Genomic DNA, 12,594 nt, shown 5'->3' with positions numbered 1-12,594 from the left:
AACGCCCGCCTAACACGCAATGTGTTGGCGTGGCTTTTTGCGTTGTTTGCCAAAACCATGACAACTAAACATTGTCGGAGTTGAGGTGCTTGTTATGTTTACCTGCTCGATGAAATAAACATGATAGAGCAGTTGCGTAAATTGTGAAGAAAAATACAAAAGCAACAAATAGGCTTAATTGGGCAGCCCAATTACTTTTCGTAGACATCTCATAAATCAAATACACAGAAATAGGTAACGAAAGAAGGTAGCTAGTGCTCTTAGCAATAGATTTATCAAAAGTGGAAATCAACTTTTCAACCAAGCTTGGAGAAAAGTTTAGAACTAGTGGGACAATCCATAAGCCAGCAAACAGTATATCAATTACAACTTCTTTCAATTTAGAAACTCCATATCTATGTAAACATAACAATTTTTTCTACGACATTTGTCGTTTTATAAACCGACAAATGTCCATATATTACAATGCATTTATCTTAACCATCAAATAAACACCTGTAAACAATTAGTTAACTGGAAATTATTTTTAATCAATGCACAAATACACCGAAATGGTGAAGATCAGTAATATTGGATAAAACAACAATCACTGTCCATATATACAGTTAATTTTTACTAGAGATTCATATCATGAAATCATCTTTTTTAACTATGATAGCCGAACAAATGTATCTAAAGCGTTATGCTAAAAGTACTATTAAAGCGTATTTATACTGGATAGCTTCGTTTATTTGATTTAATTTTATGAGGCACCCAACAACGATGGGAGATAATGAGTTCGAACTTTTTTAGCTTTTTAAACTCGTTTAGTCAACCAACAAAATGTTGCTCCTAACACTCAAACACAAGCCTTAAATGCGTTGAGCTTTTTATTTAAAGAAGTGATTAAAAAGCCACTCTCATTAGGTTTTATTAAGAGCAAATGAGCAACTAATTTCACAACAAATTCCCAACGCCGTTATCAGCCCTTTTGCAAGATTATAAGCTCCCCGATTTAAAACAAAAAAGCATAACCCAAAGAGCTATGCTTTTAATCAACCTTAATCCAGTTCGGTTTACAAACGAATACCGCCGTCTATTTCTACCACGCGGCCGGTAAAAAGTCGTTTTCGATAATGTATTGTGCAGTATGGGCAATTTCGTCGCTTTCACCTAAACGCCCTACGGGTGTTACTGCTAGCATACGCTGTTTTGCTTCGGGCTTCATGGCGTCGGTCATGGCGGTACTTATTACACCTGGTGCAATAGCGCCTACACGTATACCAAAACGACCTAGTTCTTTAGCCCATGTGGTGGTAAGTGCCACTACGCCTGCTTTTGATGCCGCGTAATTTGTTTGGCCTATGTTACCTGCTCGCGCTACGCTCGACATATTAACTATAACGCCGCCTTTGCCTGATTCAATCATGTGGCTTGCAGCTTCTCGGCCAGCTAAAAACACACCTGTCAGATTCACATCAATCACTGATTGAAATTGCTCAAGAGACATTTTTTTAACGACTTTACCGTCTTTAGCCTTTATAAACATGCCGTCACGTAAAATACCGGCGTTGTTTATAAGCACACCAATGTAACCAAAATCGCTGTTAATGGTATTAAATACGTTTTCTACTTCGCTCTCATTTGTTACGTTTGCGGCATAACCTTTAATATTGCTAGTTACACCTTTAAGCTGTGTTAATTGCTCGCATGCTGTGTTTAATAAGTCTTGTGCCATATCTATTAACGCAATGTTAGCACCCATAAGTGCAAACTTTTGCGCCATTGCAAAGCCTAAACCTTGTGCGCCACCGGTTATTACTACCGTGTTATTTTTAATTTCCACGCGTTGCTCCTACTTAGAAAACAGTTTAAAAATGGCACTAAAGTCATCACTACCCGCACCTTGGTGTTGTAGCATAGTGTATAAATTTTTAGCCATTGAACCCATTGGGGTTGATGAATTACTTTGCTGCGCGGCTTCCATGGCAAGCCCTAAATCTTTAGCCATTAAATCAACCATAAAGCCTGGTTTGTAATCGTTACTCGCAGGGGCTGTATCCATTACACCTGGGCAAGGGTTGTAAAGTTCAAGCGTCCAGTTACGGCCCGAACTTGCGGTCATAATGTCGCTAAGTACTTTAGGATCGAGGCCGTTGTTAATACCCATTTGCAGTGCTTCGCTGGTGCCTGCCATTAAAATGCTAAGTAGCATGTTATTACATATTTTTGCTACTTGTCCTGCGCCAATATCGCCTGCATGAAATATGTTTTTACCCATATCACTCAGCACTGTATGTGCTTTATCGGACGCGGCTTTTTCGCCGCCTACAATAAAAGTAAGTGTACCTGCAGTTGCGCCTGCAACGCCGCCCGATACCGGTGCATCTACAAAGCTTATGCCTTGTTTACCAAGTGCACTGCCTACAGTGCGTGCTGATTCTGCATCTATTGTTGAGCAATCAATTACTAATGTATTTTTGCTCAGCACGTTAATTAAACCGCTGTCGCCGTTATTACCCAAATACAGGGATTTAACATGTTTGCCCGCAGGTAACATGCTAATAAGTACGTCAGCATTGGTTGCGCACTGCTTTGCATCAACTGCGGCTTTTGCGCCTTTGCTTGCAAGTTCATTTACGACCGACTGGTTTAAATCGAACACACTCACAGTATGTCCAGCTTTAATTAAGTTAGCCGCCATTGGGCCGCCCATATTGCCTAAGCCGATAAAACCGATATTGAGTTTAGTCATCGTCTTTCCTTTATTTGTGTGTTGGCGTGTCTAAGCCATTGAGTGGGTGGTTTTCGCCAAAGCGGTTAACAAAAAAGCTCTCTATTATTGTTTGTGGTACATCACTAAGTGTTTTGTATTGCCAATTTGGCGCGCCGTCTTTATCTATTAATAGCGCTCTTACGCCTTCTTGAAACTCGCCTACTTCGCCAGCGCGAACCGACATACCCAGCTCCATTTTAAAACACGTTAATAAGCTTTTGCCTTTACTTGTTTTTAATTGCTCACTAACGAGTGCGCAACTTAGTGGGCATCCGTGTTTAAGTGACTTTTGGGCGCGTTGTAGCCATTTATCGTCAGTGGTTAGTCCTAAAATATAATCAACTTGCTCCTGCAAGGTTGTAAATTCACCCAGCTTTTGAATCGTTTTTAAATTAGCTTTTATATTGCCTTTTGGCATACGCGCAGATTGGTTGTCTAAATCGGTTAATAACTTAGTTAAACGCTCATGATTTAAGCTTGCGGTTTTGCCCCATTTAGCTGCTAAAATTTGCGCAAGCATGGCATCATATTTAGTGCTTTCGATAAAGTGATCGGCAAGTGATACAAAACGCGCGTCGTCGCAGTTAATTGATGCCGACGTTAGCCCTAAAAATAGCCCCACACTTTGTGGCATTTTATGTAAAAAGTAACTGCCGCCTACATCTGGGTATAAACCTATGGTTTGCTCTGGCATGGCAATGCGTGATGTTTCAGTTACGACGCGGTGGCTAGCACCGGCCATTAGCCCTAAACCGCCGCCCATTACTATGCCGTTACCCCAAACGAGGATAGGTTTATCAAAGGTATGAATAAGATAATCAAGCTTGTACTCAAGCGTAAAAAACTTTTCAACTAAGCTTGTTGGTTTACCTTGCGCCATTGCATGATGAAGGCTTACAACATCGCCGCCTGCACAAAATGCTTTATCGCCTGCGCCCTTTAACAACACCATTGCAATAGCATCATCGTCTTGCCAAGCTCGCAATTGCGGTTCAAGTAATTTGATCATCTCAAAATTAAGTGCATTTAACGCTTTTGGCGCATTGAGTGTAATAAGCCCAATTAAACTGCCGTTTTCTGCGGTTGCGGTTTCAAATATCACGGGCTCATCGGCGTTATTTAATACTGTTAAAGCACTCATTAGCCGTTTACCCAGTTAGCGCGGCGTTTTTCTAAAAAGGCATTTACGCCTTCTTGTTGATCTTCGGTATCAAATAAACCAACAAATAACTCGCGCTCAAGAGGCAATACACTTGCCATTGGTTGATGGCGACCTTTTTGAATCAATGTTTTACACGCTGCAACTGAGGTAGGGCTTTGCTCGCTTACTTGATTAGCTAGTTTTAATGCTGCCGCAAAGCTTTCACCCTGTGGTACTACTTCTTCCACTAAGCCAATTTGCAGGGCTTTATCAGCTTTTAAGCGCTCGCCGCATAAAATCATGCGTTTTGCCCAGCCTTCGCCAACTAGCCATGCTAAATTTTGTGTGCCACCCGCACAGGGTAATAACCCAACTTTAGCTTCAGGGAGCGCCATTTGTGCTTGCTCTTCCGCTATACGTACGTCGCACGCAAGCGCCACCTCTAGCCCGCCGCCCATTGCATAGCCGTTTATGGCAGCAACCGACACGCCTCTAAAATTAGTAAGCGCTTCAAATGCTTCACCAAATACACGCGACATCTCGGCGGCTACGCCTTTATCGCCACCAGCAAATACGTTTAGGTCGGCACCCGCGCTAAAAAACTTCTCGCCTTCACCAGTCAGTACTAATGCATAAATATTTTTATTATTATTAAGCTCATTAACGGTATTTTTTAAATCAACTAAGGTGTCTTTTGTCCAGGTATTTGCTGGCGGATTAGACATCGTTAAAATAGCAACATGACCTTCGATTGTAAGTTCAATACTCGGATTAGATTTAGATTCTGACATACATTGCTCCTTATAAAACGTCGTTTGCTGACTCAGCCAAAATACGGCGCGCAATTATTACACGCATAATTTCGTTAGTGCCTTCTAAAATTTGATGAACGCGTACATCACGTACATGGCGCTCAAGCGGGTATTCTTTTATGTAACCGTAACCACCATGAATTTGCAGTGCGTCGTTACACACGGTAAAGCCAACATCGGTAGCAAAACGTTTAGCCATGGCGCAGTAAGTTGTTTTTTCAACGTCGTTATTATCAAGTTTAAATGCAGCAAGCCTTACCATTTGGCGCGCAGCTACAAGCTCGGTGTTCATATCGGCAATTTTAAATTGCAATGCTTGAAACGCAGCCAATGGTTTACCAAATTGGGTGCGTTCTTTTAAATATTCACGGGCGGTATTAAGCGCCGCTTGCGCTGTACCAATTGAACATGTGGCAATGTTAATTCGACCGCCATCAAGGCCTTGCATCGCAAATTTAAAGCCTTCGCCCTCTGCACCTAATAAGTTATGCGCAGGAATGCGTACATCTTCAAAGCTAATTAGGCGTGTTGGTTGTGCGTTCCAACCCATTTTTTCCTCAGCTTTGCCATATTCCACGCCTTTTGCGTCGGCAGGCACTACAAATGCCGAAATACCCGCAGCGCCTTCGCCGCCTGTACGTGCCATTACCACTAATACTTCGGTTTCGCCAGCGCCCGATATAAACATTTTTGAGCCGTTAATAACGTACTCATCGCCCTCAAGCACGGCTTTGGTTCTAAGTGATGCGGCGTCTGAGCCCGCCCCTGGCTCAGTTAAACAATAAGAGGCAAGTAACTCGCCCATTACTAATTGCTCAACGTATTTGTCTTTTACAGCATCGGTGCCAAAGCTTGCTACCATCCAGGTAGCCATATTATGAATGGTTAACATGGCCGTTGTTGCGGTACAGCCCATAGCAAGCTGCTCAAAAATAATGCTCGAATCTAAACGAGATAAACCAAGGCCGCCGGCTTCCTCTGGCGTGTATAAACCACAAAAACCAAGCTCGCCCGCTGCTTTAATCGTGTCTTTGGGAAAAATATGTTCGCGATCCCACTTTGCTGCATAGGGGGCAAGTTCTGACTCGGCAAATTGGCGTGCTGTTTGAGCAAAGGCTTGTTGATCTTCAGATAAGTTAAAGTCCATGGTAGACCTCTTTAATTGTGTTAGTTGTGTTGTTAGTGTTTCCCGTCACGGGAGTAGTTCGTGACGAGCGGCGAAGGCTTATGTGTGTGTTGTGTGTGAAGTAGCCTTCGCGCCCATCTTTATTATTAATTATTCTTTTATTTACTCATTTTTTAATTACGATTATTTTAAGTTAATGCTCATGTTTGGACCCGACGCAATGTCGTCTTCAAACCAACGTGAGGTAATCGTTTTAGTTTCTGTGTAAAAACGAATGCCTTGTTTACCGTACGTGTGTGTATCGCCGTAAAACGAGCCTTTCCAACCAGTGAACGAAAAGAACGGAAGAGGCACCGGAATTGGCACATTAATACCTACTTGCCCTACTTCAATTTCGTGTTGGAATTTACGAGCCACTGCGCCGCTTGAGGTAAATAACGAGGTACCGTTACCGTAAGGGCTGTCGTTAATAAGTGCGATTGCTTCATCAAGCGTGTCTACAAACATACAGGCAAGCACAGGACCAAATATTTCTTCTTTGTATAAATCCATCTCTTTGGTTACATCGGTAAATAACGTTGGGCCAACCCAGTTACCTTGCTCATACCCTTCAACCGTAAAGTCAGAACCATCAATTAAACAAGTAGCGCCTTGCTCTTTACCACCGGCAATGAGTGATAAAATACGTGCTTTTGCTGCTTTTGATGTTTGTGGACCGTATGCTGCATTTGCATCATCCCACACGCCTGGGCGTACATTTTCAAAGCCTGCTTTAATGTCATCTACCCACTGACTTGCTTGACCTACAAATACAGCAACCGAAATACCCATACAACGTTGACCAGCAGCACCTACTGATGCGCCTACTAGGTTGTTTACAACGTGCGATTTACTTGCATCAGGCATAATAACCATGTGGTTTTTAGCGCCAACACACGCTTGCACACGTTTAAGATTTTGTGTGCCTTTAGAATAAATATAAGCACCTACACCACACGAGCCAACAAACGAAATAGCACGCACTGCTTTATCTTCTAGTAAGCGGTCTACTTGTGGTTTTGTACCGTGAACAACTTGTAATACGCCTTTTGGTGCGCCGGCTTCAATAAATAGCTCTGCTAAGCGCATTGGTGTAAGTGGGTCTTGCTCAGACGGTTTTAAAATAAAGGTGTTACCACACACAATAGCCAGCGGGAACATCCAAAGGGGGATCATTGCAGGGAAGTTAAATGGTGTTACGCCCGCACATACGCCAAGTGGCTGCATGTAAGAATACGTATCGATTTTACGCGCTACGTTTTCCATTGTTTCACCCATCATTAATGATGGAGCGTTAGCGGCTTGTTCTACTACTTCAATACCACGCCAAACATCGCCTTTAGCATCTTCAAACGTTTTACCCAATTCGTGGCAAATAATGGTAGCAAGCTCATCGTGATGTTCTTTTAATAGCGCCGCGTACTTCATCATAATGCGAGCACGTTCAGTAATGGGTACGTCTTTCCATGTTTTAAACGTTTCAGAGGCTGAGGCAATTGCCGCGTCCATTTCTGATTCTGTGGTACATGGCACTTGTGCAAGTACTTCTTGAGTTGCTGGGTTTATAACATCGATAAGCTCTTTTGATGCTGATTGAATAAATTCGCCATTAATAAGTAGTGGTACTTGATGCATGATTAAATCCTAGTGTGTGAGTTGTGTGTTCTCTTTTAAAATTGGTAGCGCCGCTTAGTTAGTATTATGAGTGCAGCGCTTTTATAGTTATTCGTTTAAGTATTCGTCTAGCTATTCATGTAACCCTAATTAGTACGCTTCTACGGCCATAGCAACCGCTTCACCGCCACCAATACATAAAGACGCAATGCCTTTTTTAAGGCCTCGGTTTTTAAGGGCATGAATAAGCGTTACTAAAATACGCGCGCCGCTTGCACCAATTGGATGACCCAATGCACATGCACCGCCGTTAACGTTTACTTTGCTTTCATCCAGTTTTAACTCGTTAATAGCCAGCATGGTTACCATGGCAAATGCTTCGTTAATTTCCCAAAGGTCAACATCGTTTACAGCCCAACCTGCTTTTTCAAGCACGCTGCTTATTGCACCTACTGGCGCTACTGTAAATTCACTGGGCTTTTGAGAATGTGTACTGTGCGCTACAATTTTACAAAGCGGTGTTAAACCCTGCTCTTTTGCTTTTGATTCGCTCATTAATATAAGCGCCGCGCCCCCGTCTGAAATTGATGATGAATTAGCAGCCGTAATAGTGCCGTCTTTTTTAAAGGCTGCACGCAAGGTAGGAATTTTTTCTGGGCGGGCGTTACCTGGTTGCTCATCAATCGATACTGTTACATCGCCTTTGCGTGTTTGCATCGTATGCGGGGCAACTTCGTTATCAAAGCTACCATTTTGTATCGCGGCTTTAGCTTTACTTAATGAGCCTAATGCAAACGCATCCATTTGCTCACGACCAATGCCGTATTCGTCGGCGGTGTCTTGTGCAAAACAACCCATTGCTTTGTTATCGTAAGCATCTTCAAGGCCGTCGCTCATCATGTGATCTTTTATTTCGCCGTGACCCATTCGCATACCGCCACGTGCTTTTGGAATAAAGTACGGTGCGTTTGTCATGCTTTCCATGCCACCGGCAATGGCAGATTGGATAGAGCCTGCTTTAATTAAATCGTTTGCAAGCATGGCGGCTTTTAAACCAGAGCCACATACTTTGTTAATTGTTGTAGCGCCAGTGCTAAGTGCAAGGCCTGCTTTTAACATTGCTTGGCGTGCGGGTGCTTGTCCAAGGCCTGCTGGTAATACACAGCCCATAATTACTTCGTCTATTGCATCATTAGCTAAACCAGTTTGTGCAAGTGCGCTGGCAATGGCGGTAGCGCCAAGCTCGGTAGACTGCGCATCACTTAACGCTCCCATAAAACCGCCCATTGGGGTGCGTTTTGCTGCTACAATTACCACTGATTCTAAAGTCATAACTAACTCCATTGTATTTATATGCAAATAGTTGTTAGTATATTTGCTCTATTAATTTAGTATTCATTTATTATTTAATACCCTTACACAATACTAACGTTTACGCCAACGTCAACTAAAAACAGCGTAATTTTTAGTTTTATAAGTGTAAGGATTATTTTCCATCAGTTAGACAGCACTGATAAAATAAAAATAACCCATTGAATATTAATAATATAAATCAATACCTCGCTTAAACATCCCTTTATAAATAGTTTCAAATCACACCAAGCTTTACCTTTACGTAAACTTCACTTATATTGGAGTTATTCGAATGAGGTAAATACAATTATGAAACCAGATAATCAAACAAACTTTGCAAGCTCATCTAATATACCGGCAAGTAATGAGCAAACGTTTAGCATTAGCGAACTCGCTAAAGAATTTGACATTACAACCCGCTCTATTCGCTTTTACGAAGACCAAGGGTTAATAACTCCAGAACGTAATGGTCAAACCCGTATTTATTCAAAACGCGACAAAGTGCGTTTAAAACTAATATTACGTGGTAAGCGCCTTGGCTTTACATTGGCCGAAACCGGCCGTTTGTTTGAACTGTACGACGCAGATAAATCAAGCGCTAAGCAGTTGGTTACTATGCTTGACCTTATATCAGAAAAAAAAGCAGACCTATCTCAACAAATGGACGACATTAAAGTTGTTCTTATGGAATTGGTAACAGCCGAGCGCCGCTGCCGCGACACCCTTAACAAAATAGACGAGTAAGTTTATTTTTAAAATAAAAACACACTGACAACACACACGTCACACAGGAATGAATCATGAGCACTATTTCACTATATAAAGAAATGAACTTTGGCCTAGGCGAAACTGCCGATATGATCCGCGACCACGTAAACAGTTTTGCGAGTCAGGAGATTGCCCCGCTTGCTGAAAAAACTGATTTAGATAACGCTTTTCCAAATCAACTTTGGGCTCAAATGGGCGAAATGGGCGTACTGGGTATGACCGTATCTGAAGAACTTGGCGGCGCCGGTTTAGGTTACTTAGAACATGTTATTGCTATGGAAGAGATTAGCCGTGCCAGTGCCTCTATAGGTTTAAGCTATGGAGCACATTCAAATCTGTGTGTTAATCAAATTAACCGTAACGGTACACAAGCTCAAAAAGAAAATACTTACCCAAGCTTATTAGTGGTGAGCACATTGGTGCCCTTGCAATGAGCGAGCCTAATGCGGGCTCTGACGTTGTATCGATGAAACTCAAAGCCGAAAAAAAAGGCGATAAGTACATTTTAAACGGCAATAAAATGTGGATCACCAATGGCCCCGACGCACACACGTTAGTAATTTACGCTAAGACAGATTTAAACGCCGGCGCTAAAGGTATTACTGCATTTATTGTTGAAAGTGACTTTCCTGGTTTTTCAACAGCGCAAAAGCTCGACAAACTGGGCATGCGCGGCTCAAACACTTGTGAGCTAGTATTTGAAAACTGCGAAGTGCCAGAAGAGAATATTTTAGGTAACTTAAACGAAGGCGTTAAAGTACTTATGAGTGGCCTTGATTACGAACGCGTAGTACTTGCAGCCGGCCCGCTTGGCATAATGCAAGCGTGTATGGACATAGTGGTGCCGTACATTCATGAGCGTAAACAGTTTGATACCCCGATTGGTCAATTTCAGTTAATTCAGGGCAAAGTAGCCGACATGTATACACAAATGAATGCTGCGCGCTCATACGTATATACGGTAGCTAAAGCGTGTGACCGTGGTGAAACCACCCGTAAAGATGCAGCCGGTGCCATTTTATACGCAGCAGAGCTTGCAACTAAAATGGCGCTAGATGCGATTCAAATTTTAGGTGGCAATGGCTACATAAACGAATACGCAACAGGTCGCCTGCTGCGCGACGCTAAATTATACGAAATTGGTGCAGGTACATCAGAAATACGCCGCATGCTTATTGGTCGCGAACTTTTCACTGAAAGCCGTTAAGGATTAAACCATGACGATTTTAAAATCGAGCGTTAACCCTCACGATCCAACGTTTGTGCAAAACCATAAAAACATGTCGGCGCTGGTGGACGATTTACGCAGTAAAGTAGCAACAATTAGCCAAGGCGGAGGCGCGGCATTAAAGGAGCGCCACGAAGGCCGTGGTAAATTATTTGTACGCGACCGTATAAGTACGTTAATTGATGAAGGCTCACCGTTTTTAGAAATATCGCAATTTGCTGCCTTTGGTGTGTACGAACAAGCAATACCGTGCGCCGGTGTTGTAGCCGGTATTGGCCGTGTTAAAGGCGTTGAATGCATGATTATTGCAAACGATGCCACGGTTAAAGGCGGTACGTATTTTCCGCTTACCGTTAAAAAGCATTTACGCGCGCAAGATATTGCAGAGCGATGCCATTTGCCATGTATTTATTTAGTCGATTCGGGCGGTGCAAATCTGCCAGAGCAAGACGATGTATTTCCTGATAAGTTACATTTTGGGCGCATTTTTTACAACCAAGCGCGTATGTCGGGTAAAGGTATTCCACAAATTGCTGTGGTAATGGGGTTATGTACCGCTGGTGGTGCGTACGTACCTGCAATGGCAGACGAAAGCATTATTGTAAAAGATCAAGGCACTATATTTTTAGCAGGCCCGCCACTTGTAAAAGCAGCAACGGGCGAAGAAGTAACAGCCGAGGAGCTAGGCGGTGCCGATGTGCACTGTAAAGTGTCGGGTGTTGCCGATCACTACGCTGAAAACGATGCTCATGCTCTGTCTATTGCACGCCAATGTATTGAGCGCATTAACTACACACGTCCGACCGCCCCTCTTCTAGAAGATGTAAAACCACCCCGTTACGATATTAACGAGCTTTACGGCATTGTAGGCACCGACCTTAAAAAGCCGTTTGATGTACGCGAAGTAATAGCCCGCACAGTAGATGACTCATCATTTGATGAATTTAAACGCTATTTTGGTGAAACATTAGTCACCGGTTTTGCCAGCATTTATGGCAACCCCGTTGGCATAGTGGCTAATAACGGTATTTTATTTAGTGAGTCGGCGCAAAAAGGCGCGCACTTTATTCAGCTGTGTGCTCAGCGCAATATTCCTTTAGTGTTTTTACAAAATATTACCGGCTTTATGGTGGGTAAAAAATACGAAGCCGAAGGCATTGCAAAGCACGGCGCTAAAATGGTGATGGCGGTTTCGTGTGCTGATGTGCCTAAATTTACAGTACTTATTGGCGGCTCTTACGGCGCAGGTAACTACGGAATGTGTGGCCGTGCATTTGAACCAACCATGATGTGGATGTGGCCTAATGCCCGTATTTCTGTCATGGGCGGCGAGCAAGCAGCGGGTGTAATGGCGCAAGTTAAACAAGATGGTTTAGCACGCAAAGGCCAAAGCATGAGCGAGCAAGAAATTAGTGACTTTAAAAAACCAATTATTGACCAGTACGAAGAGCAAGGTCATCCGTATTACGCAAGCGCACGCTTGTGGGACGACGGCATTATAGACCCTGCCGATACGCGTAATGTATTAGGGCTTGCGTTAACGGCTGCGAATAACGCACCAAAACGTGATTCGAAATTTGGCGTATTTAGAATGTAACCGGAGCGCAAAATGTCAGTAACACTACAAATAACAAAATCTAATGTGGCTGTACTTGTGTTAAGCCGCCCAGAAAAAAGAAACGCATTTAACAGCGATGTAATACACGAGCTGATTCAGTGTATTGAACATGCAAATACGCTTGATATTCGTGCTTTGGT

The 12,594-nt window shown here is 42.9% G+C and carries 9 protein-coding genes and 4 pseudogenes; 5 read left to right on the top strand and 8 right to left on the bottom strand.

The window, feature by feature from the left end:
• Positions 1 to 64 precede the first annotated feature (64 nt).
• Entirely contained in the window at positions 65 to 379 is a 315-nt protein-coding gene (locus P20652_RS18230) for a hypothetical protein (protein ID WP_033017534.1), read from the bottom strand.
• A gap of 469 nt (positions 380 to 848) precedes the next feature.
• On the opposite strand from P20652_RS18230, the pseudogene P20652_RS21385 reads away from it, so the two are divergent.
• A pseudogene (locus P20652_RS21385) lies at positions 849 to 926 on the top strand (hypothetical protein); the annotation flags it as partial.
• A gap of 129 nt (positions 927 to 1,055) precedes the next feature.
• Here P20652_RS21385 and P20652_RS08175 read toward each other — a convergent pair.
• The 7 genes and pseudogenes from P20652_RS08175 to P20652_RS08205 form a co-directional block, all read right to left on the bottom strand.
• Positions 1,056 to 1,825: pseudogene (locus P20652_RS08175) on the bottom strand (SDR family oxidoreductase).
• Between the two features lie 9 nt (positions 1,826 to 1,834).
• Positions 1,835 to 2,734 (bottom strand): 3-hydroxyisobutyrate dehydrogenase, encoded by a 900-nt coding sequence (mmsB, locus tag P20652_RS08180; protein WP_008169218.1) that lies wholly within the window; start codon positions 2,732 to 2,734, stop codon positions 1,835 to 1,837.
• Positions 2,735 to 2,744: 10 nt separating this feature from the next.
• The gene (locus P20652_RS08185) at positions 2,745 to 3,896 is read right to left on the bottom strand and encodes an enoyl-CoA hydratase/isomerase family protein (RefSeq protein ID WP_008169217.1); all 1,152 of its coding nucleotides are present in this window, start codon (positions 3,894 to 3,896) and stop codon (positions 2,745 to 2,747) included.
• Entirely contained in the window at positions 3,896 to 4,687 is a 792-nt protein-coding gene (locus P20652_RS08190) for an enoyl-CoA hydratase (protein WP_008169216.1), read from the bottom strand. Before P20652_RS08190 ends, P20652_RS08185 begins: the two co-directional genes overlap by 1 nt.
• Before the next feature lie 10 nt (positions 4,688 to 4,697).
• Positions 4,698 to 5,855: an acyl-CoA dehydrogenase family protein gene (locus tag P20652_RS08195; RefSeq protein ID WP_008169215.1), complete on the bottom strand. Its 1,158-nt coding sequence runs from the start codon at positions 5,853 to 5,855 to the stop codon at positions 4,698 to 4,700.
• 162 nt (positions 5,856 to 6,017) lie between these two features.
• Complete coding sequence (locus tag P20652_RS08200; protein ID WP_008169214.1) at positions 6,018 to 7,508, bottom strand: CoA-acylating methylmalonate-semialdehyde dehydrogenase; 1,491 nt, start codon at positions 7,506 to 7,508, stop codon at positions 6,018 to 6,020.
• 129 nt (positions 7,509 to 7,637) lie between these two features.
• Positions 7,638 to 8,819, bottom strand: a complete 1,182-nt coding sequence (locus tag P20652_RS08205; protein WP_008169213.1) for an acetyl-CoA C-acyltransferase — start codon at positions 8,817 to 8,819, stop codon at positions 7,638 to 7,640.
• A gap of 330 nt (positions 8,820 to 9,149) precedes the next feature.
• On the opposite strand from P20652_RS08205, the gene P20652_RS08210 reads away from it, so the two are divergent.
• The 4 genes and pseudogenes from P20652_RS08210 to P20652_RS18220 all read left to right on the top strand — a co-directional run.
• Positions 9,150 to 9,584 (top strand): MerR family DNA-binding transcriptional regulator, encoded by a 435-nt coding sequence (locus P20652_RS08210; protein ID WP_008169212.1) that lies wholly within the window; start codon positions 9,150 to 9,152, stop codon positions 9,582 to 9,584.
• A gap of 56 nt (positions 9,585 to 9,640) precedes the next feature.
• A pseudogene (locus tag P20652_RS18225) lies at positions 9,641 to 10,815 on the top strand (isovaleryl-CoA dehydrogenase).
• A gap of 10 nt (positions 10,816 to 10,825) precedes the next feature.
• Positions 10,826 to 12,433 carry a carboxyl transferase domain-containing protein gene (locus P20652_RS08215; RefSeq protein WP_008169209.1) on the top strand — a complete coding sequence of 536 codons (1,608 nt, stop codon included), beginning with the start codon at positions 10,826 to 10,828 and terminating at the stop codon, positions 12,431 to 12,433.
• Positions 12,434 to 12,445: 12 nt separating this feature from the next.
• A pseudogene (locus tag P20652_RS18220) lies at positions 12,446 to 12,594 on the top strand (gamma-carboxygeranoyl-CoA hydratase); the annotation flags it as partial.

The organism is Pseudoalteromonas sp. BSi20652 (genome assembly GCF_000239855.1).
Lineage (GTDB): Bacteria > Pseudomonadota > Gammaproteobacteria > Enterobacterales > Alteromonadaceae > Pseudoalteromonas.
Note: the sequence above shows the minus strand (reverse complement) of the source record. Positions and strands in the feature narration are given on the sequence as shown.